The 23171-nt window shown below is 43.5% G+C and carries 20 protein-coding genes; 5 read left to right on the forward strand and 15 right to left on the reverse strand.

Annotated elements, in window-relative coordinates:
• Positions 1–56: 56 nt before the first annotated feature.
• The 5 genes from leuB to G588_RS21515 form a co-directional block, all read right to left on the reverse strand.
• On the reverse strand, positions 57–1160 hold the full coding sequence (gene leuB / locus G588_RS0109200; RefSeq protein ID WP_022778445.1) for a 3-isopropylmalate dehydrogenase: 1104 nt from the start codon (positions 1158–1160) through the stop codon (positions 57–59).
• A 23-nt stretch (positions 1161–1183) separates the two neighbouring features.
• Positions 1184–2548 (reverse strand): TrpB-like pyridoxal phosphate-dependent enzyme, encoded by a 1365-nt coding sequence (locus G588_RS0109205; protein ID WP_022778446.1) that lies wholly within the window; start codon positions 2546–2548, stop codon positions 1184–1186.
• Between the two features lie 79 nt (positions 2549–2627).
• Positions 2628–2987 carry a preprotein translocase subunit YajC gene (gene yajC, locus G588_RS0109210; protein WP_022778447.1) on the reverse strand — a complete coding sequence of 120 codons (360 nt, stop codon included), beginning with the start codon at positions 2985–2987 and terminating at the stop codon, positions 2628–2630.
• 105 nt (positions 2988–3092) lie between these two features.
• Positions 3093–4274 (reverse strand): tRNA guanosine(34) transglycosylase Tgt, encoded by a 1182-nt coding sequence (tgt, locus tag G588_RS0109215; protein ID WP_022778448.1) that lies wholly within the window; start codon positions 4272–4274, stop codon positions 3093–3095.
• Positions 4275–4287: 13 nt separating this feature from the next.
• Positions 4288–5415, reverse strand: coding sequence for a M15 family metallopeptidase (locus G588_RS21515; protein ID WP_022778449.1), 1128 nt, complete (start codon positions 5413–5415; stop codon positions 4288–4290).
• 207 nt (positions 5416–5622) lie between these two features.
• Here G588_RS21515 and aroC point away from each other — a divergent pair, with 207 nt between their 5' ends.
• Positions 5623–6723, forward strand: coding sequence for a chorismate synthase (gene aroC, locus G588_RS0109225; RefSeq protein ID WP_022778450.1), 1101 nt, complete (start codon positions 5623–5625; stop codon positions 6721–6723).
• 100 nt (positions 6724–6823) lie between these two features.
• On the opposite strand, the gene G588_RS0109230 is transcribed toward aroC, so the two are convergent.
• Positions 6824–7903, reverse strand: a complete 1080-nt coding sequence (locus tag G588_RS0109230; RefSeq protein WP_022778451.1) for a lactonase family protein — start codon at positions 7901–7903, stop codon at positions 6824–6826.
• 163 nt (positions 7904–8066) lie between these two features.
• Between G588_RS0109230 and G588_RS0109235 the strand changes: the two genes are divergently transcribed.
• The 4 genes from G588_RS0109235 to G588_RS23355 are packed head-to-tail and all read left to right on the forward strand — an operon-like array spanning position 8067 to position 11811.
• Positions 8067–9140: an ABC transporter ATP-binding protein gene (locus G588_RS0109235; protein WP_022778452.1), complete on the forward strand. Its 1074-nt coding sequence runs from the start codon at positions 8067–8069 to the stop codon at positions 9138–9140.
• A gap of 22 nt (positions 9141–9162) precedes the next feature.
• A complete protein-coding gene (locus G588_RS0109240) occupies positions 9163–9954 on the forward strand; it encodes an ABC transporter permease (protein WP_443110866.1) in 792 nt (263 codons plus the stop codon).
• On the forward strand, positions 9951–10730 hold the full coding sequence (locus tag G588_RS23350) for an ABC transporter permease (RefSeq protein ID WP_330361411.1): 780 nt from the start codon (positions 9951–9953) through the stop codon (positions 10728–10730). The genes G588_RS0109240 and G588_RS23350 overlap by 4 nt, the downstream gene beginning before the upstream one ends.
• A gap of 10 nt (positions 10731–10740) precedes the next feature.
• A complete protein-coding gene (locus G588_RS23355) occupies positions 10741–11811 on the forward strand; it encodes an ABC transporter substrate-binding protein (RefSeq protein WP_035788213.1) in 1071 nt (356 codons plus the stop codon).
• Positions 11812–11882: 71 nt separating this feature from the next.
• On the opposite strand, the gene G588_RS0109255 is transcribed toward G588_RS23355, so the two are convergent.
• From G588_RS0109255 to G588_RS0109295, 9 genes are all read right to left on the reverse strand, one after another.
• Positions 11883–12575 carry a hypothetical protein gene (locus G588_RS0109255; protein ID WP_022778454.1) on the reverse strand — a complete coding sequence of 231 codons (693 nt, stop codon included), beginning with the start codon at positions 12573–12575 and terminating at the stop codon, positions 11883–11885.
• 141 nt (positions 12576–12716) lie between these two features.
• Entirely contained in the window at positions 12717–14153 is a 1437-nt protein-coding gene (locus tag G588_RS21520; protein WP_022778455.1) for a GH25 family lysozyme, read from the reverse strand.
• Positions 14146–15240, reverse strand: coding sequence for a S66 family peptidase (locus G588_RS0109265; RefSeq protein ID WP_022778456.1), 1095 nt, complete (start codon positions 15238–15240; stop codon positions 14146–14148). Before G588_RS0109265 ends, G588_RS21520 begins: the two co-directional genes overlap by 8 nt.
• Positions 15241–15260: 20 nt before the next feature.
• Positions 15261–16394, reverse strand: a complete 1134-nt coding sequence (locus G588_RS21525; RefSeq protein ID WP_022778457.1) for a class II aldolase/adducin family protein — start codon at positions 16392–16394, stop codon at positions 15261–15263.
• A gap of 28 nt (positions 16395–16422) precedes the next feature.
• The gene (locus G588_RS0109275; RefSeq protein WP_022778458.1) at positions 16423–17664 is read right to left on the reverse strand and encodes a glutamate-5-semialdehyde dehydrogenase; all 1242 of its coding nucleotides are present in this window, start codon (positions 17662–17664) and stop codon (positions 16423–16425) included.
• A 111-nt stretch (positions 17665–17775) separates the two neighbouring features.
• Positions 17776–19389, reverse strand: a complete 1614-nt coding sequence (locus G588_RS0109280; RefSeq protein ID WP_022778459.1) for a response regulator transcription factor — start codon at positions 19387–19389, stop codon at positions 17776–17778.
• A gap of 19 nt (positions 19390–19408) precedes the next feature.
• Positions 19409–21298, reverse strand: coding sequence for a cache domain-containing sensor histidine kinase (locus tag G588_RS0109285; protein WP_081644301.1), 1890 nt, complete (start codon positions 21296–21298; stop codon positions 19409–19411).
• 59 nt (positions 21299–21357) lie between these two features.
• Positions 21358–22203 carry a carbohydrate ABC transporter permease gene (locus G588_RS0109290; protein WP_022778461.1) on the reverse strand — a complete coding sequence of 282 codons (846 nt, stop codon included), beginning with the start codon at positions 22201–22203 and terminating at the stop codon, positions 21358–21360.
• Positions 22196–23107, reverse strand: coding sequence for a carbohydrate ABC transporter permease (locus G588_RS0109295; RefSeq protein ID WP_022778462.1), 912 nt, complete (start codon positions 23105–23107; stop codon positions 22196–22198). The genes G588_RS0109290 and G588_RS0109295 overlap by 8 nt, the downstream gene beginning before the upstream one ends.
• Positions 23108–23171 lie beyond the last annotated feature (64 nt).

Raw genomic sequence — 23171 nt, forward strand, 5'->3', positions numbered from 1 at the left:
TGACCGCAATGGTCTCTGGTTCATGGGGTAAAAAATTGTATACCTTCTTTTCAGTTTTAGCTATTAATGATTCGTTCAGCAATCAGGTCTCCCATTTCGCTGCAGCTGGTCTTGGTAAATGCCGATTCTTCTGACTTAGGCAGAATATCAACGGTTCTATAGCCCTCTTCCAGGACTTTTTTAACAGCATTCTCAATTGCATCAGCTTCCTTGTCAAAGTTGAAGCTGTATCTAAGCATCATTGCAGCGGAAAGTATTGTAGCTATAGGATTGGCAATGTTCTGTCCGGCGATATCCGGAGCACTGCCGTGACTTGGCTCGTAAAGTCCAAATGTCGTGTCATTAAGTGAAGCACTGGGAAGCATACCAATGGAGCCGGTAATCATGCTTGCTTCATCGGAAAGGATATCCCCGAACATATTCTCAGTAAGGACCACATCAAACTGAGCAGGATCCTTAACGAGCTGCATTGCACAGTTATCTACAAGCATATGTTCAAGAGTTACATCGGGATAGTCCTTAGCAACTTCCTCTACAACCTTTCTCCAAAGTCTGGAGGAATCAAGGACGTTAGCTTTATCTACACTTATTACGCTCTTTCTGCGCTTTCTTGCAACATCGAAGGCGCGGATGGCAATACGGCGGATCTCGCTCTCCTTGTAAGTAAGTGTATCAGTTGCTACAAGTTCGCCCTCTACTTCATCAGTATGTCTATCGCCAAAGTAGAGTCCACCGGTAAGCTCTCGCATAATCAGCATATCAAAGCCCTTCTCGCCGGTTGAAGCCTTAAGAGGACATGCATCCTTAAGCTGAGGATAAAGGTAAGCAGGTCTTAAATTAGCGAATAGATTAAGACTCTTTCTAAGTTTAAGAAGTCCGGCCTCAGGACGAAGTGAAGGCTCAAGCTTGTACCAGGGCGATGTAGAGGTGTTGCCTCCGATAGATCCCATAAGTACTGCATCTGCAGCCTTGGCATCGGCAATCGCCTCATCGGTAAGAGGAACACCGCAGGCATCTATTGAACAGCCGCCCATCAGAATATCTTTGTAAACAAATTCATGCCCAAAAACCTCGGCAACCTTATCAAGAACCTTCTTAGCTTCTGTAACAATCTCAGGTCCGATTCCGTCACCGGGAATACAGGTAATGTTCTTCTTCATAATCTCCTCCGTAAATATTTGAGTTAAACCTGCGGAAGCTGTGAAAGTGACTTCTCAAGCTCAGCATCAGAAGGGATATAATCTGACATATCACCGTCGTTGAACTTCTGATATGCCACCATATCGAAATATCCTGTTCCTGTAAGACCAAATACAATGTTCTTCTCTTCTCCTGTCTCTTTACACTTAAGAGCCTCATCGATGGCAACTCTGATAGCATGGCTACTCTCAGGTGCAGGAAGAATACCCTCAACTCTTGAGAACATCTCAGCAGCTTCAAATACACTGGTCTGTTCCACAGCTCTTGCTGAGAGAAGTCCCTGATCGTACAGTTCGGAAACAACTGAGCTCATGCCGTGATAGCGAAGTCCTCCGGCATGGTTGGCTGAAGGCATAAATCCGCTTCCGAGAGTATACATCTTGGCAAGAGGACATACCTTACCGGTATCACAGAAGTCATACGCATATTTACCTCTTGTAAGTGAAGGACAGGAAGCAGGCTCAACAGCAATAATGTCATAATCAGCTTCACCTCTGAGCATCTCTCCAACGAAAGGAGAAATAAGTCCGCCAAGGTTAGATCCGCCACCTGCGCAGCCGATGATGGTATCTGCCTTGATTCCGTATTTATCAAGAGCTGCCTTGGTCTCAAGACCGATAACAGACTGGTGAAGAAGTACCTGAGAAAGTACAGATCCAAGAACGTATCTGTAGCCTTCCTTGGAGGTAGCTGCCTCTACAGCCTCTGAAATAGCACATCCAAGAGATCCGTTGGTTCCGGGGAACTCAGCGTTGATCTTTCTTCCAATCTCAGTATCCATAGAAGGTGAAGGTGTTACACTTGCGCCAAAGGTGCGCATTACTTCACGTCTAAAGGGTTTCTGCTCATAGGAAACCTTAACCATATATACATGACAGGCAAGATCAAAATATGCACAGGCCATGGAAAGTGCAGTTCCCCACTGACCTGCTCCGGTCTCTGTGGTAACGCCCTTAAGGCCCTGCTTCTTGGCATAATATGCCTGAGCAATAGCGGAATTAAGCTTGTGAGAGCCTGAGGTATTGTTTCCCTCAAACTTGTAATAGATATGAGCGGGAGTTCCAAGCTTTTTCTCAAGGAAATAAGCTCTTACAAGAGGTGAAGGTCTGTACATCTTGTAAAACTCTCTGATCTCATCCGGAATCGGAATGTAGGCATCGGTATCATTGAGCTCCTGAAGTGCCAGTTCGTGGCAGAAAATGTGTGACAGCTCATCAACTGTTACCGGCTTAAGTGTTGCAGGGTTAAGGATGGGTGCGGGCTTCTTCTTCATATCTGCCCTGACATTGTACCAATCCTTGGGTAATTCGTTCTCCTCTAAGTAAATCTTATAGGGTATGTTACTCATATTAACTCCTCCCAACGCGTATTTTTAAAAAGCCCGATTGGGTGACCCCAACCAGGCTTTCATAAGAGTCATTTTTGACTTACTTCTTCTTGGTATCGTTTGAATCATCAGATGTTACAACAGCATCCTCAGGCTTCTCAACCTCTACGATTGCTTCCTTAGCCATGGGGATACGGCAATTCTTGTTATTACCAAACTCAACAATTACAGTGTCATCATCGATATCGATAACAGTTCCAAAGAAACCGCCTGTTGTACGTACGCTATCGCCCACTGCAAGAGCTGAAAGAACCTGAGCCTTCTGCTTCTGCTCCTTTCTCTGAGGACGAATCATAATAAAGTATAAGAATCCGATGAAAACAACGTAAACCGCGATCATCATAAATGTGCCGCCTGCTGTAGCTCCCTGTGCAGCATCAGCTGTAAGTAATAATCCCATAATATCCTCCAAAAAACTTAAGATTAATAATACACCAATAAATAATACTAAAGATAAGATGATAATTCAAGTATGCAATATTTAACCTTTTTTTACATTACAAAATTAACCTTTTCGCCAATTTCGTGCAATGTTATATCCGTCTGAAACGGTATTTGCGTCAAATTCCTGCATGCCTTCCAGTTTCTTTTTCTTGTACTGAGCAAAGTTTCCGGCTTCTATGGCATCTCTGATCTCTTCCATCATATGATTGTAGAAATACAGATTGTGAAGAACACAAAGGCGAAGTCCCAGCATCTCATTGGCCTTAAGAAGATGCCTGATATAGCCCTTGGAATATCTCTGACAGGCAGGACATTTACAGCCTTCCTCTATAGGGCTGTCATCCAGCTCATATCTGGCATTCAAAAGATTGATATGACCTCTGTTCGTGTATAGATGGCCATGACGACCGTTTCTGCTTGGATATACGCAGTCAAAGAAGTCTACTCCTCTTTCAACAGCTTCAAGAATATTGGCAGGAGTTCCGACTCCCATGAGATATGTAGGTTTATTCTCAGGAAGATAAGGCACTACTGTCTCCAAAACATGGTACATCTCTTCGTGGCTCTCTCCTACAGCAAGACCGCCCACCGCATATCCATCCAGATCCAGATCACTGATGATCTTGGCATGCTCTATTCTGATATCATCAAATATCGCTCCCTGGTTAATACCAAACAGCATCTGATGCGGGTTAACCGTATAGGGAAGTCCGTTGAGCCTGTCCATTTCAGCCTTACAGCGTTTAAGCCATCTTGTTGTCCTATCCACCGACATCTGAACATATTCGTGTTCAGCCTTGGCGGAAGGGCACTCATCAAAGGCCATGGCAATTGTTGAGCCAAGATGAGACTGAATCCTCATACTCTGTTCCGGTCCCATGAAGAGCTTGTGACCGTCGATATGTGAGTGGAAGTAAACTCCCTCTTCCTTGATTTTTCTTGTCTTAGCAAGAGAAAAGACCTGGAACCCGCCTGAGTCTGTAAGAATAGGCTTATTACAGGACATAAACTTATGAAGTCCCCCCATTCTGTAGACCACATCGTCCCCCGGTCTTAAGTGCAGATGATAGGTATTGGACAGAACCACCTGAGTATCGATTCCTTCAAGATCCTGCGTTGATACACCACCCTTAATGGCTGCTACAGTAGCCACATTCATGAAAACAGGTGTCTGAATCTTGCCATGAACTGTAGTGAACTCAGCTCTCTTGGCATTTCCGTCCTTCTTAATTATTTTATACATTCAAACCTCTTATTTATTTAACGTAAATACTCCAGAATTCCTCCAGGCAGATATCATTTTCCGATATAAATGTGGCTGCGTCAACCCCAACATATCTGAAATGCCATGGCTCGAATTCTATACTGGTAATATCCTCTTTTCCCTTGGGGTATCTGAGGATAAAGCCATATTTGTAACTGTTGGCGGCCAGCCATTTGCCGGCTGCAGTATTACCAAAGCCTTCATCAAGGCTTGAATACCCATCACTTATGATATCAATAGCAAGTCCGATCTGATGCTCGGATGCTCCCGGAACGGTAACTGCCTGAGATGCCAGATTAAAAGCATCCATATAGGACATACCGCTTTCCATATACCTCTTCACCTTGTTATTAAAGAGCATCGTCTGTCTGTCCATATCTCTGTAAGGCGAACAGATAATCAGGCTGACCCCATCCTTCCTTGCAGCTTTCATCATATCAAGAAGCGGTGTGATTATTCTCTCATCGCAGCGAAGATTGCCGCTGATGGTTCCGAGATGAAATTCATAATCATCCGGTATAGGATGCTGTTTGTTAACAAGAATAAGCTTCCAGTCATCGCTGTTAAACTCAGTCGTTCCTGATTCTGTATCTACGGTAGAATCCGAATCCTCTTCCTCATAAGAGTCATCTCCCGTAGCATTCAGAATATCGTCAAGGGAAGCCTGCTTCTGTGGATCCAGATGTTCTGCCTCTGCAACATCTGGGTTCTCGCTGTCCTTGGCCTCCTCAATAAGTGAAGTATCGACATCTTCAATAACAGCAAGTCTTGCGTCGGATTCTGTAACAACGGTATCTGAAATTACAGTATCAGAAACAGCCTCCGATGATAGACTGTCATTAACCGGAGTATTAACCTGTGTTGCAAAGCTGATTCCCACAGACATTGTCGGATATGCAAAGCTACTGCTGGTTGCAAAAAACAGTACTATGCACGCAAGAGAAGTAAAACGCTTGGCGTTTCTGTAGAAATAAAACAGTACATTGTAACAAAATATCATTGATAAAGCATAGGCTATACCTAGAAAAAAAAGCCTTTTGTGCTTTCGATTAAACTTCTCAACCTTAGAAACCACCTTCTGCTTAAAGGTAAGTTTCTTCTGCAAATTCCCCGCATTCATATCAGAAATCCCCTCAGATTCGGATATTTTGAAAATTAAAATAAAATTACGCTTTACATTATAGCTCGAATTTATGATAATTTCATTAGTTTTTGCTAATATTCCATTAACTTATTTGGTCAAAATAAAAAGATGGCGCAGCCATGGGTGTTAGCTTATAATAACTTTTAAATACAATTTGAGAAATTATTCGGAAAAGAGGTATTTATGGCAGGTTCAGGCTTTGGTAAAAATATCAGAATTTCAACCTTCGGTGAATCCCACGGAACAGCTTTGGGTGTCGTGATTGACGGCTTCCCCTCAGGCATGGAGCTAAACCCGGAGGACATTCAGAAACTCCTTGACAGACGTAAGCCCGGAACCAGCGAGGCAACAACACAGAGGAAGGAAGACGATCTGGTGGAGATACTGTCCGGAGTTTTCGAGGGTAAAACCACAGGAACACCTATTGCTCTCCTAGTCCGCAACACTTCCCAGAGATCTTCTGATTATAGTGATATCGCGAACTATTATCGCCCCGGTCATGCTGACTTTTGTTTTGATGCCAAATATGGTTTCAGAGATTACAGAGGCGGCGGTAGATCCTCCGGAAGAGAAACTGTAGGCCGGGTTGCCGCAGGTGCTCTTTGCAAGAAGCTTTTGTCGCAGATGGGCATAGAAGTTATGGCATATACCAGATCCATCGGTGACGTTGAGATTGACTACTCCTCTTTTGACAAAGATGCAATTACCAGAACACCTACCTCAATGCCTGATGTCAAGGCCAGTGGACGAGCCATGGAACTAATCAGAAAATGCCGTGAAGAGGAAGATTCCATCGGCGGCACGATAGAATGCAGAATAACAGGCGTTCCTGCAGGAGTCGGAGAACCTGTTTTTGACAAGCTTGATGCTCTGTTGGCACAGGCCGTTGTAAGTATCGGTGCTGTGAAGGCAGTGGAATTCGGAGACGGCATTTCCGTTTCACGATACAAAGGTTCCGAAAACAATGACAACTTTATCATGTCAGGTGACAAAGTTACCAAGAAAACCAATCACAGCGGCGGCATTATCGGTGGCATAAGTGACGGCAGCGACATTCTTCTCCGCGCTCATATCAAGCCCACTCCAAGTATTGCCAGAACTCAGCAGACCATTAACAAGTCCGGAGAAAATATCGATATCAACATCCACGGTCGCCATGATCCCGTTGTTGTTCCCAGGGCTGTCGTAGTCGTAGAAGCCATGTGTGCCATTGTTCTTTTGGATCTCATGATCTCAAACATGTCCAGCAGGGCCTCTTATATTACCGATTTCTATAACAAATAACTATAAGCATTACCTTTTTACTAATTATCTGTCTCATACAAAAAGCCATGTATCTCGACTCGTCAAGATACATGGCTTAAATAATCCGGTTATTTATCTATTACTTTTTCTCTTTTACATTATCAAGCTTATGGAATACAATGCAGTTCGGTCTTGAAACAGGAAGCTCAGGTCCGTTCATTACAAGTGTTCCCTTGTCCATATCCACTGTGAAGAATGTAAGTGAATCAGACTCGTGGTTAAGGGATACAAGATGCTTGTTATCAGGGAAAAGAGCTGCATCCTTGGGATACTCTCCCGCTATAGGAAGCTGAATCTTCTTGGTAAGAAGACCGGTCTCCTTGTCAACCTTATATACTACAACATTGTTCTCTCCTGCTGTTGAGCTAACGAGATAATTGTAATCCTCGGAGAATGTAAGAGCTGAGCTTGCAACGCCAAGAGAATCCGACTCATCTGAATTGGATACTGACTGAATCTTAGTGAATTCAGGCTCTCCGTCGATCTCTTCATACTGATATACGTCTATACCGCACTTCTGTTCAAGGCATACATAGAGGAACTTGCCGTCCTTGGAGAACTGCATATGTCTGGGTGATGATTCCTGATCGCAGTGGATAACATCAACCTCTTTGATCTTACCTGTATTAATGTCCAGAGAATAAATATTAACTCTATCCATACCAAGATCTGCAGCAAGCAGATATTTGTTGTCCTTGGAAACCTTGATGCACTGTACATGAGGTACATGGTTTCTGCCGGCTGCTGTGCCAAGACCCTTGTGATATCTCTCATCGGTTATCTCGCCGATGGAACCATCCTCGTTAAGTTTGAGGATTGTGACCTTGCCATCATGATATCCGGCGGTTATAAGATAATTGTCATGCTGATCTTCATTGAGATAGCATCCTCTCATTCCGTTAATTGAAGCCTCATTAAGAAATTCAAGGCTTCCGTCCTCAAGAATATGATAGGACTCAACACCCGCATCGGTAATGGAATAAAGAGTCTTGTTGTCATGAGAAATGCCTATATATGAGGAATTGGTGATCTCAACCTTCTGTTTCTCTGTAAGTCGTCCGTTCTTGAGATCCACGTCATAGATCCTGATTCCGTATTTGGTACCAAGTCCCGAAGTATAGCTTGAAACATAAGCTACATACTTGTCTTTTCCAGCCATTGTAAAACATGCCTCCTAAGCCTTATGAATAATCTTGCATTTAACATCATTCTAACACAAGAAAAAAAAACTTTAAATATGTAAAAAGTAATTGACACTAGTGCTGACTTTATTAAAATAAAGTAGATTGTTTATAATTATAAGAAAAAAGAGGAGTATGAAAATGGGAAAAGATCTGATAACTCTTGAACATATCACGAAATCTTACGACGGCACCACTATTCTGGATGACCTTAATCTTTCAATATATGAGAATTCCTTCGTTACACTGCTGGGGCCTTCAGGCTGTGGTAAGACCACAACCCTTAGAATAATCGGAGGCTTTGAGAAGCCTGATATGGGCCGTGTCATTTTTGACGGACAGGATATCACCTCTCTCGCACCCAACAAGAGACAGCTCAACACTGTCTTTCAGAAGTATGCTCTTTTTACCCATATGAATATCGCTGACAATATCGCATTTGGACTTAAGATCAAGAACAAATCCGATGCATACATCAGAGACAAAATCAGCTATGCGCTGAAACTGGTTAATCTCGAAGGCTACGAGAACCGTATGCCCGACTCACTCTCCGGCGGTCAGCAGCAGAGAATCGCCATCGCCAGAGCTATTGTTAACGAACCCAAGGTTCTTCTTCTGGACGAGCCACTCGGGGCACTGGACCTTAAGATGCGCCAAGACATGCAGTATGAGCTTAAGAGACTCAAAGAAGAGCTTGGCATCACCTTCATCTACGTAACCCATGATCAGGAAGAAGCTCTTACAATGTCAGATCATATCGTTGTAATGAACCAGGGCTACATCCAGCAGGAAGGCTCACCGGAGAAAATCTACAATGAACCTGAGAATGCCTTTGTTGCAGACTTTATCGGTGACAGCAACATCATCCGTGCAACCATGGTAAGAGACAAATTGGTTGATATTCTCGGTGCGAAGTTTGACTGCGTAGATACAGGTTTCGGTGAGAATAAGCCTGTTGACGTTGTTATAAGACCTGAGGACGTTGAGCTTGTCGCTCCTGAAGCAGGAACCATCGAAGGTGTCGTAACAGGCCTCACCTTCAAAGGTGTACACTATGAAATGGATGTAATGGCTAATGGCTATGAATGGCTTGTTCATTCAACCAAGCTCTCAGAAGTAGGTTCCAAGATTGGTATCAAGGTAGATCCTTTTAATATTCAGATCATGAACGTACCTGAGTCTGAAGATGAGGAGGCAATCAGTGAAACTGTTTAAGAATAAAAAAAGCGCCTATCTAATGTCCTCTCCATACATTGCCTGGGCCCTGATTTTCATCGTGGTTCCCCTTTGCATGGTCATTTACTACGGCCTTACCGACTCCCACGGCGCCATGACTTTTTCAAATATCGCCACAATTGCCAAACCCGGATACCTCAAAGCACTTAGGCGCTCTGTTGTTCTGGCCCTTGCCAGCACCCTTGTGTGCTTTATATTGGCCTATCCTTTGGGAATGATCCTGTCCTCCATGAAGCTTAAAAGGAATACTTTTCTTGTAACCCTCTTTATACTGCCCATGTGGATGAACTTCCTGTTAAGGACTCTTACCTGGATGACTCTTCTGGAAGGCAAAGGTGTTATCAACACAGTGCTGGAATTCCTGCATCTGCCTACAATAAACATCATCAACACGCCTTCAGCCATTATCCTTGGTATGGTATATAACTTCCTGCCCTTCATGATCCTTCCGATATACAACTCACTGTCAAGGATCGATGACAACGTGATAAATGCAGCAAGAGATCTGGGAGCTAACTCTTTACAGACCTTTTTGAGAATAACACTGCCCTTGTCAGTTCCCGGTATCATCAGCGGAATCACAATGGTATTTATACCGGCGCTTACAACCTTCGCGATTTCCACAATGCTGGGCGGATCCAAGATACTTCTGATCGGTAACGTCATTGAGCAGGAATTTACACAGCTCTATGACTGGCATCTTGGTAGCGGTCTCTCCATCGTGCTTATGATCTTCATCCTGATCAACATGGTGGTTGAATCAATATTTGATAAACAGGGAGGGCTTTCATGATGAAAAAAGTATTTGAAAGAGTATACCTTGCTCTCCTTTTGATCTTTATGTATGCCCCCATAGTTACTTTGATCGTTTTGTCCTTTAACTCAAGTAAATCAAGGGCAAAATGGGGCGGCTTTACCCTGAACTGGTATGTGAACCTTATGTCCGATGAGGCTGTTGCTTCAGCCCTTGTGAACACTCTTACCATCGCTGTACTAGCCACTGTTTTTTCAACGATCATCGGAACCTTTACCTGCATAGCAATGATAGGAATCAGCAAAAAGATGCGCTCAGTCATCATGGGCATAACCAATATTCCCATGATCAATGCGGATATTGTAACAGGTATATCACTGATGCTGCTCTTTAGATTCCTTCACTTAAGTTCAGGTTTTTCAACTATTCTTCTGGCTCACATAACCTTCAACATTCCCTTTGTAATGCTGAGCGTTATGCCAAGAATCAAGAACATGAACTTTTATGTATATGAGGCAGCACTGGACCTTGGTGCTTCACCTGCTTATGCATTTTCCAAGACTGTTTTGCCGGACCTTGTTCCCGGTATAGTGTCCGGAGCACTCATGGCCTTTACCATGTCACTTGATGACTTTATCATCACTTACTTCACCAAGGGTTCGGGCTTTGAAACACTTTCAACCCTTATCTACAGTGAGGTCAAAAAAGGTATTAAACCTGAAATTTACGCTCTTTCTGCAATAATCTTTGTCGTAGTGCTGGTTCTTTTGTTCATCGTCAACAGAGCACCTGCAAGTAAGACAAATAAAAAATAAAGGGGAAATTATGAAAAAAAGAATTATATCAATGATTCTTTCAGTCGCCATGACAGTATCCGTATTTGCCCTGTCCGGCTGTGGCTCCGATTCCGCCTCCGGAGAGAATGGCAAGCTCTATGTATACAACTGGGGCGAATACATTGACGAAGAAGTAATCGATGAATTTGAAGAAGAAACAGGCATCAAGGTAATATACGATACCTTTGAGAGCAACGAGATCATGTATGCCAAGCTTGCTCAGGACTCCTCAGCCTATGATGTTGTGTGCCCTTCTGATTATATGGTTCAGAAGCTGATACAAAATGACCTGATTCAGGAGCTTGATTTTGGCAGCATTCCCAATTCAGCCAATATTGGTGCCCAGTACTATGAATCCGCTTCCGACTTTGATCCCGGCAACAAATACGCAGTGCCCTACTGCTGGGGAACCGTTGGTATCCTCTATAATAAGACCATGGTTGACGATGTGGTTGACAGCTGGGATATCCTGTGGGATGAGAAATATTCAGGTCAGATCCTTATGCAGGACTCAGTAAGAGACGCATTCATGGTATCCCTCTTAAGAAACGGTTATTCCATGAATACCAAAAACGAGGATGAACTCAGAGTCGCCACCGATGACCTCATTGCGCAGAAACCTCTCGTACAAGCCTATGTTATCGATCAGGTAAGAGACAAAATGATCGGCGAAGAAGCAGCCCTTGGCGTTATCTATTCCGGAGAAGCCATTTATACCGCCAGAGAGAATCCTGACCTTGTATATGTGGTTCCCAAGGAAGGCACCAATGTATGGATTGATTCCTGGGTTATCACCAAAGGCTCCAAGAACGTGGAGAATGCCCAGAAGTGGATTGATTTCATGTGCAGAGGCGATATCGCTCTTCGTAACTTTGAATATATAACCTACTCCACTCCCAATACCGTGGCTCAGGAGAATATCGAGGATGAGGACATCAAAAATTCCAAAGTGGCCTTCCCCGATCTTAGCACCTTCCCCACTGAGTCTTACCAGTACCTTGGTGAAGATGGAGATAAGCTCTATAACGATTCCTGGATGGAAGTAAAATCAGCAGATTAAAATAAGGCAAAATTAAGGCCAAGAGGATTACAAGTATCCTCTTGGCCCATTTTTTCTGTAAAATAAATATCTTATGGCCAGTTCTTATATACGCCGTTCACACACACGCCTGCATATCCATTGGCAATCATCACCGCCTTATCGGATTCAGATATCATAGGTGTGGCATTATTTCCCGATACAACGTCAAAATAGTTACTTCCGTTATTTGCAACTCCCTTAAGTCCTATTGAAGCCATATTTCCTGCTCCCTTGGATAATGAGAAGGATGCCATCGCAACTCCCTTTGAATTGTACAGCATAGCAATATTTCCGGTTCTTGTGAGCGTTCCGCTACCGCCGGCGATTGATACTGCAATAGACTCTGATGTTGCAGCCGCTTTCTGAACATATACTTCTATGTTGTCATGAAGATCCTTGGTAGGCACTTTATCATCATCTACATAGAAATGGAAAAAGACATTCTTCTCTTTCTCATCTGCTCCGATATGAAGCTTAATATATTCGGTACCACTCTTGAAAGAGCACTCACAATAAGTCCCTGTACTGGTATGAGGTCCAACAAAATATGTATAGTTGTAGGTCGACCTAAACCACACCTCCTTGCATCCGCCGGCATCAATAGAAAGAACCGTATCACCAAAGTCAAAGCAAGCAGGTATTTCGCTATAGGCATAGGCGGTATTTCCGGCAAGCCCCACCATCAGTAACAATGAGAAAAGAATTCCAACAATAGTTTTTAAAGAACGATTCTTACTAAACATATATACACCTCTCTCATAACAAAAATATGTTGTCCATCTATTTTATTATAGCCAATGTCCACTTAGGTAAACGATTAAATTTCTCTAAATATCATAATTTTGTTATTACTATTGCGGCGATTTATATTTCAGAAAACGATTTTATTTCAAAACATTCATATCAACATTGCCGCCAATTCCGGGCACCTGTCCTTTGGAGGTATACTGCCACATATCATAGCGGGTAGCTGTATAGGTTGGCAGATCCACATATTGGGCAAGCCATATCTTATAGTCAAGAAGACTTCCGGTGTTGATGCGATTCTCAAACCAAAGCTTGTTGGAATATACACCGCAGGAATATCCGGCGTTTTGAATCGTAGACAGGAAGGCTCTTGTAACTGCAGTACGCTCATCCGCACTTATAGCATCTCCTCGTCCGTTACTCTTCTCAACATCAATATAAACAGGATACTGAAGGCTATAGGGACTTATCAGCTCAAGAACCATGGAAGCCTCTTCCACAGCCTCTGCCTCGTTAACAGCCTGGGAAAAGAAGTATACACCCACATTAAGACCTGCATTCTTAGCGCCGTTTATATTTGCGGAGAACATCGGATCCACAATAAGGGCTCCGGAGCTGGAGCCTCTGTAGCCGCATCTTATAATGGCAAAATCAATACCCGCTCCCTTAACTGCACCCCAGTCAATATTTCCGTTATGCTTGGATACGTCAATTCCTTTGGTTCCGGCGTGAGCCTGCTCCACCTCTTCATTACTTGGCTGCTCAGGTTCGGCCGGTCTGTCAATGGTACCTGACTGAGCCTGCCTGCTTATTTCGGCAGCCCCTGCCTCCTCTTCTATCTGTGCGATCAGATCCTCAGCATCCTCTGAAATATCCTCATCATAGGATTCCTGAGGTTCTGTAGCTGTTTCCGCAGCGGCATCAGAGCTTTTGCCATCAGCTCCGCCTGTTGTTTCATCCACATCCTGAACTTTGGTATCTTCCTCTGCCACGTTGACCTGATCCTCGGTTTTGATCTCATCGGAGACATCAATCTTGGCATACTGGATTTTCTCAGCAACTGTAATGGTCTGGGATTTGGATGCTCTGTAGGTGGCATCGCCCTCAGTAATATCAGACATAAAGACTGTTATATCTCCGGTGGGTACTGTAGGAATATAGATAATTCCATCTCTGTCGGTATCATCGTAGATATTTGTGCCTTCACTGCTCTTAACAGACACGGTAAAAGGTACCTTGTCTATCAGCTTACCTGTCTCGCTGTCGGAGAACTTGATCTTCAGGTCTTTTTGAATAGACCTGAGCGAAATATCTACCACGCAGTTTCTTGGCTCCCTTGACGCTCCCGCAACCGAAGAGTTGTCAATTCCGTGCTCGGCTCTAAGAGTGTCTCCGTCAATTGCCCCTACACTCAGAGCTTCCAGCGCACTGACTTCCTCAAATATGTTACTGTCTTGTGAACTTGCTAAATCTTCGCTCTCACTGTCATTTCCAAAAACAAAGAGTCCCATTATTATCACAATAATCAGGACTCCAGTTAATGCCAGAAGAACTCTTTGCATTGTTTTAACCATTTAAATAATCAACCCTCATATCATTTCCTGTTACTGTTACGCTTGCCTTAGCCCCCATAACAAGCGCAAGTTGCGGATCCAGATGTCCGAAATCAGCATCCAGAATTATCGGCACTCCCAAGCCTTCCAGCATGGCTGTAACCGCATTGTACTGATCAACACCCATTATGTTGCTCTCAAAAGCTCCATAGGGTCTTCCGATAAGAAATCCCTTCGCACTGTCAAACCATCCGGCTTCCCTCAGATTCCAAAGAGATCTTCTTATTTCCAAAGTAGTAAAATCACAGGCTTCCAGCATCCAGATAACATCCGGATTCTCTTCATTGAACTTCTTCATGTTGTCAAATCTGGTACCTACAAGATGTTCCAGCACATCAAGACAACCTCCGAGGAGCACTCCGCTCATGCTAAGAGTCTGTGAATCACCCGCCTTAACCGCCTTGCCTCCTACGCAGTCATAAGAAACCAGTATCTTATCCGCATCATAATCATAAGGAACGCTGAATACCTTCTCAAGGCTCGCCTCATCTCTTGGCGCTCCGTCCTCGAGAGGCGAAGTTCTTGGCCTTGGTCTTACGAATCTGTCATAGCCGGTAAAGCTCGTGCCTGTCCCTTCCAAAAGAGCAAATACATCATCCTCAGGCTTTTCCCAAGCCTTGGAAAAATGACAAATGCAAGGTCCGTATATTCCCATTACACCGCTAATAGTAACCAGAGGGAATATAAAGTTGGTATTATCGGAATATCCCAGAAACCACTTAGGCTTAGCGGATTTAAGCGCTTCAAAGTCCACATAGGTTATGGTCTCGTTCATCAGCTCACCGCCGCCGGCAGATATAATAGCATCCACATCATCTCGTGTGTAGAATTCAACCAGTTCTTTGGCACATACTTTGGGGTCTGTGCTGATTCCTATACCGTCGCCGGTAAATACTGTCGGTCCCTCAATGATGTTGTAGCCACGTTCCTTAAGCTTTTTTACAGCCACACCGTACATTAGACTGTAGGGTTCAATAGACGGTGCAAATGCCGGAGCTGTGATTCCTATTGTATCTCCCTTGGAAATATATTCAGGTCGTTTAATCATAAATACTCCCAAAGAGCTGATTATCTGCTCTTTTTATTCTTGGTGTTCTTCTTGGAGGAATGAATATCCGCAAGTCTTGAATATGACTTCCTGTAATGTCTGTTCATCTTGTAGCATTCAAGAAGTGACAGATAATGTCCTTCTCCGTGTCTCATTACCGCAATATAAGCAATGCAGCCCTTATCAAGCACTGTAGCCACTGCCATTGCATCATCCTCATTACTGCCTACACAGTAAGCGCCGTCATTCAGCGCAAATATTGCATTGACATTTTTCTTGATATTATGGAAGTTCTGACCATCCTTGCCGTGCTCGTTGCTGGGAACCTTAACGCTGTAGCCTATGAGCTGTGCAAAGTCATCCAACAGAGGCCTCATGTGACTGGCTCTTCTTGATACTGTCATGACCGCTTCGGATTTGTTATGGATGATATACTTAACATCCGGTCTTCTTCTGTAGATTTCTTCATGAATACGCTTAACTCTCTCCGGTGTATCAGCTATATCGTAGATGATAACGCCTTCTTCCTTGTGAGAGTTAAAACCGACCTCTACACCATGATGCATATCGGTCTTACATACATCGATAAGGAAATTGTTGCAGGCAACCTCCATATTCTCGGCTTCGTAGATTGCTTCTCTTGAGTTCTTGCCCATGCAGATAGTGCCATGATTGGCCATTATAATTCCATTTGAATCACTGTACTTTTTTACCGTGCGATATACATTGTCGGCGAGCTTCTCAGTGCCGGGGAGTGCGTAAGGTGCAACGGGAATCATAATGTCCTTGTCTTCTGAATAAGTAACTATCTTCTTAAGGCCAAGAGTTCCTGCGCAGGAAGCATACACCTGGTGCGTGTGCACTATGAACCTGATATCGTTACGAACCTTGTAGCAGGCAGCATGTACAGCCTTCTCACTTGATGGTTTGTACTTGCTTTCGTAGGACAGATCGTTAATGTTGACTGCCACTATCATCTCGGGAGTCAGATCTTCATATCTGATTCCGCTGGGTGTTATGAGAAAATGCTCTGCATCGATCCTGCAGCTGATATTCCCCCAGGTTCTAACCAGCAGTCCTATATCGTGTAATTCTCTGGAAACCTCTATTATGTGCTCCTTGGCCCCAAGAAGTTCCTCTTTGGTCAAAGCCATATGTAACCCTCCAAAATCCCCATATAATTTATCTTATCTGACCATTTCCCAAAATCTGGTACTTATAAGATGTAAGCTCCTTAAGTCCCATGGGACCTCTTGCATGAAGCTTTTGTGTGCTGATGCCTATCTCAGCACCAAAGCCGAACTCGAATCCATCGGTAAATCTTGTGGAAACATTGTGATAAACACAGGCTGCATCCACTCTTCCCAGGAACTTCTCTGCAGTCTCTTTGTTCTCTGTGATAATGGACTCAGAATGTCCGGTGTTATATTTGTTAATATGGTCTATCGCTTCATCCACATTTTTAACTGTCTTAACAGAAATAATATAATCAAGATACTCTTTGCCAAAATCCTCTTCTGTGGCGTCCAGCGCATCTGCAAGAACTGCTTTCGCCTCCTTGTCGGCTCTGATCTCTACATTGTGCTCCTTCATAGCCTTGGCAAACAATGGTAAAAAAGCATCCTTGATATCTTCATGAACAACCAGCGATTCAGCTGCGTTACATACGCCAATTCTCTGGGTCTTGGCATTGATGATGATTGGAATTGCCTTCTCAAGGTCAGCATCCTTGTCCACATAAATGTGACAATTGCCGGTTCCTGTCTCGATAACGGGAATGTTGGAATTCTCCACAACTGCTCTGATAAGCCCCGCACTTCCTCTGGGAATAAGAACATCAACATAATCGTTCATCTGCATGAACTGTGTTGTAACGCTTCTGTCCGTATCCTCAATAAGCTGAACCGCATCAGGGTCAATTCCCTGCTGTGAAAGTGTATTTCTGATGGAATTGGTGATGGCGATATTGCTGTTTATGGCGTCGCTTCCACCCTTTAATATAACTGCGTTACCGGATTTAAAAGTAAGACTGAAGGCATCTGCCGTAACATTGGGTCTCGATTCATAAATGATTCCGATAACTCCAAGAGGCACTCTTACCTTCCTGATATGAAGACCGTTTGGTCTGTCGAAACTCTCTATTTCAGTGCCGATGGGATCCTCCAGGTCTGCAACCTGCCTAAGTCCCTCAGCCATAGCCTGAATTCTCTTATCATTAAGCATCAACCTGTCCAGCATGCCGGGATGCATGCCGTTTTGCTCACCGCGCTCATAGTCTTTCTGGTTGGCGGCGATAATGTCGGCAGAATCCTTAATAAGCCCGTCTGCTACTGCTAAAAGAGCTTTATTCTTCTGATCTGTCGTCAGATTCTGAATTGTATACTTAGTGCTTTTGGCCCTCTTACAAATCTCTAATAATTCCATACCAACCTCCTCAACAACTAAAAAACGCGCTCCTTTGATTATACCTAAGAATATGAGCATATTCAAGTTTTGTAAGAAACTAACGCCCGGTCAGAGGCCTGTCAGGCCCTATCATTCGCTTCTTGTCATACTCCTTGGGGACGTGCCGTAGAACTTTTTAAACACATTGGAAAAATAGCTTACATCGCTGTATCCCACCTGCTCCGCGATAGCCGATAGCTTTTCTTCGGTGCTTGTGATAAGCCTTTTGGCCTCCTGCATTCTGTACTGGGTAATATACTCCGTGAGGGTCATGTTCATCTCACTCTTAAACATCTTGCGAAGGTAGGTCTGGTTTACACACAGAGCCTCGGAAATATCCGAAATAGACATCCCTGCGTTGGAGTAATTGCCTTCGATATATTCCTTTGCAGCCTGGGCCACATCATGTTCTTTACTTACCTTTTTGCCCTTTTCAAATTCGATTCTCTTCTTGTAAAGGTAAATGACATTTTCCCTCATCTTCTCCGGGGTATCGGCAGATGCAAAAAACTTCTCCGGAACAAAATCATCCCCGTATATCTTATCAAGTGAAAAACCTGAACTGATAATATTGGTCATCAAAATACTTACGGCGCTGCTAAGAAGATTCATCTCAGTAAAACCTCCTGCTCCATCCCCTGATGCAGCCTGATTTCTTTCCCTTATCCTGTTCCACAGCTCATTTATGGCATCCTCGGCATCCTCAGCCTGAAGGCTCTCGATATCCTTGTTCAGCCTGAAAATAGCATCCAGTGAGGTGTAGGAAACACTATCATTATTGTTTCTAATGTCAAAAAACCTTCCAAAGCCCTTTCCTGCCAGATAGTTAAGGGCCTTTTCATAAGCTCCCTTCACCGCAGAAATGCTGTCCGCTCTGGACAGAGCTATAACACTGTCTATTTCAAGCTGATTTTTGACAACCTGAATAAGATCGGAAAATTCATAACCCTTATAGCTTACAAGCTCCTTGTCATCATCAAATCTCATAAGCACAACAATGTTATTCTCATAGTCATGGAAGATCCTGAATTTACCCTGGATCTCCAGCTTATCCTCAAGCATTCTGGCAATGAGCCTCTCCCAGTTCATGAGGCTTTCAACAGAGTCCGCCTTGTCCCCCATGTCAGTGATGTCAAACTTAAAAAGAGCAAGAAGAATACCCTTTTCCTTGGCTTCTTCAGGTATCTTATCCCTGTCCGCCTCGTCGTAAAAAAGAGATAAAGCCTCCTCTTCACTTTCCCTGCCACTTCCGCAGCCGGCGTAAACAAGAGCCCTGAGCCTGTCCTCCAGATTCTTCTGTCCCGGAGTCATGTCAGTATTCTCAACAGCCTTTACGATATTGTCCTGAAGCTTCAAAAGGCTCAGGATAAGCTCCTCTTTTTCAAAGGGCTTGACTATATAGTCACAAACGCCTATCTTTACAGCCTTTCTGGCGTACTCAAATTCGTTGTTTCCCGTTATGAGAATAACTGATATATCATGATAGTCCTTGGTAATACGCTCAGCCAGTTCAAGGCCGTTTATATAGGGCATGGTAATATCTGTCAGAACCACATCAGGATAGTACTCTTCAATTTTCTCCAGCGCTTCCTTCCCGTCATGGGCCTCGCAGCAGATCTCAAATCCATAGGCATTCCAGTCAATGCAGCCCCTTAAATATTCAAGAAAGATCGGCATGTCATCTACGATCATTATCTTAATCATGTTCTGATTCTCCGGTTCATTATTCTGTGTAAGGAAGCATGATCACAACCTTTGTGCCGCTCCCCTTGGTGCTCTCTATCCTTGCGCCGTACTCATTGCCAAAATAGAGTTTAATTCTGTGAGAAACACTGTAGAGACCAAAATGGCTGCCTCCCTTAGTGGAATCATGGTCTGAAATCCCGGCGTCTTTTTCCGGAGCATCAGAATCATCCATGGTCATACTCTTGACGTCCTCAGAAAGCAGGCTGTTCAGCTGTTTTAGCTCCTCAGCATCCATGCCTATTCCGTCGTCTTCAACGATCAGCTCGCAGGAATTGCTTTCGCCACGAACCACCATTTTTCCTGACACTGTTATCTTGCCCCACTCTGCCTTATTCTTGATGCCGTGATAAATAGCATTCTCAACCAGAGGCTGCAGGGTCATCTTTGGAATCTGGCAGTTATCTATAGCCTCGTCGATATCTATCTCATAACTGAATTTATCGCCGTATCTCATGGTCTGAAGGTCCAGGTAATCCCTTATTATCTGACTTTCTCTCATAACCGTTACTATCTCTTCGCTGCCGGACAGAGAGTTCTTGTAATAATTTGCCAGCTTCTGAGTTACCCTGGCTGCTTCCTTGGAACGGTTCATTTCAATAAGCATAATGATTATATCCAGCGTATTATACAGAAAATGGGGCTTAACCTGCTCCTGAATAAGAGCCAGCTCATATTCTCTTTTCTTCTTGGCCTCGTCATCAACCTGCTTAAGAAGCTCAAGATTTCTCTGGGTCATATAGTTGAAGATTCGTCCCAGCCTTCCGATCTCGTCCTTGTATTTAAACCTGAATCTGAAACTCATATCCCCTTCAGCTATCTGCTCCGCACCGTCATGAAGCATTTTTAGGGGCCTGGTGATCATGTTTACCGAGACTGTCATTGACAGTAAAAGAAGTATCGCCGTAAGTCCGAAGGTTGTGCTCAGGATAAAACGAAGGTCTTTACCGGTAACATTGAACCTGTTCAGATTGGTAACTCCCACGATCATCCAGTCATACTGTTTAAGCGTATCTCTTGCTATAAGATATTTTTCCTTGTTGTATTTTATGCTGTTTTCTTTTCCCTGATAAAGAGAGTTAATAAGCTCTGTATCATTGTAGATAGGGTTCTTGGCATCAGACATGGAAATACAAACGCCGCCAGGATCATAGAGAAAATAGTAACTGATATCACTGTAGGAGGATTCGATAAGATAATCCTTATTCATGTTGATAAAAAGATATCCGAAGGGAGTTCCTGTAAGCACATTTATAACGTGCTTGCCCATGGTTATGATCTCCTTATCATCTCTTGTCATGATATTTTCAGTAGGATTCAGGAGAAAAGTCTTTCCTCCCGCAATTTGAAGCTCTTTTACATATTCGGATTCCCTGATTTCTTTTTCCATGCCCTGAAGCACCGGGTCCGTTGCGTAAAAATGCCCCTGAGTATCAATGAAAACAATTGATGAGATTCCGTTATAGATAAGCAGTGACTGGGATAGCTGGGATATGATCCTGGAATCCCTTGTAACCTGCTTCATAGACTTGTCATTATAAAGGCCGCTGAATTCTATAGTCAGATTGTTGGAACAGAGCTCACCATTTTTCAGAACCGAATCAATCCTGTCGGACATGATCCTGATGTTCTCTTCGATGTGCTTGTTACCACGCTCCATAATGGCTCTGTTATAAAAAAACAGCATCAAAACAGTCAGCACCGCCATTGGGATAAGCGCTACCAGAAATGTCATGAATGCCATTTTATACTTGATGGATATGTTCCTGGCTCTTTCCTTGCCGATGCTAAGTCTTCCGGACCTGTAGGCCTCCATGTCCTTCAGGGACATATCCACGATATTCTTATTTTTAGCTTCAGGATTTTTCATAATGAATTAATTATAACATAAGAACAGCCAAGGGTATTTATCCCTTGGCTGCTACATGCTTAGCCCTTAACTGCTCCGCCGATTGTCATTGCGCTTTCAACCTGCTCTGAGAAGATTGAGTAAACAATGATGGCCGGGAATGAAGCAATAACCATGGTTGCTCCCATTCCGCCCCAGTCGGTTGTGAACTCTCCCTGGAAGAAAAGTACTCCAAGAGGAAGAGTCTTAAGTGCGGGAATACTTCCCACAACTACATTTGCCAGAATGAACTCATTCCAGGCATTGAGGAATATATAAATGATAAGTGTTACTGTAGCGGGTCTTACCAGAGGCTCAATTATCATGAAAAAGGTCTGATAAATTGTAGCTCCGTCCATGCAGGCTGCTTCCTCAAGCTCCATAGGAATTCCTTTGAAGAATCCGTAATAAACCATGCAGGAAAAAGCAAGGTTGATGGCTATGTAAGGAAAGATCAGTGACCATCTTGTTCCCATAAGGTGGAAGTTCTGTACCACCTTAACTACAGGGATCATAATAGCCTGAACAGGAATAAACATTCCAAGTCCCAGGAACAGTCTTGTGAAGGTTCTGCCCTTCCATACCATTCTGCTGGTAGCATATGAGAATAACAGTGCGCAAAAGATTGTAAGTGCCACAGTTCCCACAGAAACCAGTAAGCTGTTTAAGAAATACAGCGGTACATCATATTTGGTCCATGCTGTGATGTAGTTCTCATAATGCAGTGGCCAGGGAAATCCGAAAGGATTGGTAACAAAGATTTCCTGGTTGGTCTTGAAGGAGTAAAACAGCATCCAGATCAGTGGATATAAGGAGAATGCCGCATAGATCCAGCAGAAAGCCACAAAAACGTAATGAAGTATTGATTTTTTACCTTCGTTATGCACTTCTCTTCCTCCTTGATCTTTCTTCTTCCTTCTTCTGGTCTTTTTCCCTGAAGATGAAGTTAATAACAAGCATTATCAGCATACACTCGATAACCATTATTGATGCTGCTGCGAGACCATAGCCGTAATTGGACTTCTTGAAGGCTGCATTATACATCATGTAGGTCAGTGTAAAGGTTGACTTGTTGGGGCCACCGCCGGTCAGGATGTTCATTTCGGTGAAGGCCTTGATACCACCTGTCAGTGAAATGATAAGGCAGAACTTGTAAGTCTCTGCAAGAAGAGGGATTGTGATCTTCATGTGAGCCTTAACGTTTGAGCATCCGTCAATTCTTGCTGCCTCATAGTAGTCAGAGGGGATAGACTTGATGCCCGCAACAATAAGTGCGAACTGATATCCCATCCACTGCCATGCATTAACAAATGCAATAACATAAATAGCCTTGTATCTGTCACCCAGCCAGTTCTGTCTGAAATCTGAGCCAAAAGCCTCGAACAACTTGTTAAGAAGTCCTTCTCCGCTTAAGATTGCGCCCCAGAGCTGACATACAACGGTAACTGAAAGAATAACGGGGATGAAGTATGCAACACGCAGGAACTTTCTTCCCTTCATCTTTTTATCAGAAATAGTGATGGCAAATACCGTAGCAAAAAACATCTGATAGACAGTGATAATAACCGCAAAGATCAACTGGTTTCTGTTAGATGTATAAAAAACTCTATCGCCAAACAGTTCCAAGTAATTCTTAAGACCTGTAAAATTCGGAATTGTGAGACCATTCCAGTCTGTGAAGCTGTAAGCAAAGACCTGGATGATCGGAATAAAATCAAATATTAAAAAAACTGCCAGTGCCGGCACAACGAAAAGAAAGATCGCCAGCTTGTTACCCATGTACTTTTTCATGGTGTTCTCCTATAAGTGGTGGTTAAGAAAATGAACGATTATTTTGCAATGGAATGGAGTGGCC

It is taken from the genome of Butyrivibrio sp. AE3009 (assembly GCF_000420845.1).
Lineage (GTDB): Bacteria > Bacillota > Clostridia > Lachnospirales > Lachnospiraceae > Butyrivibrio.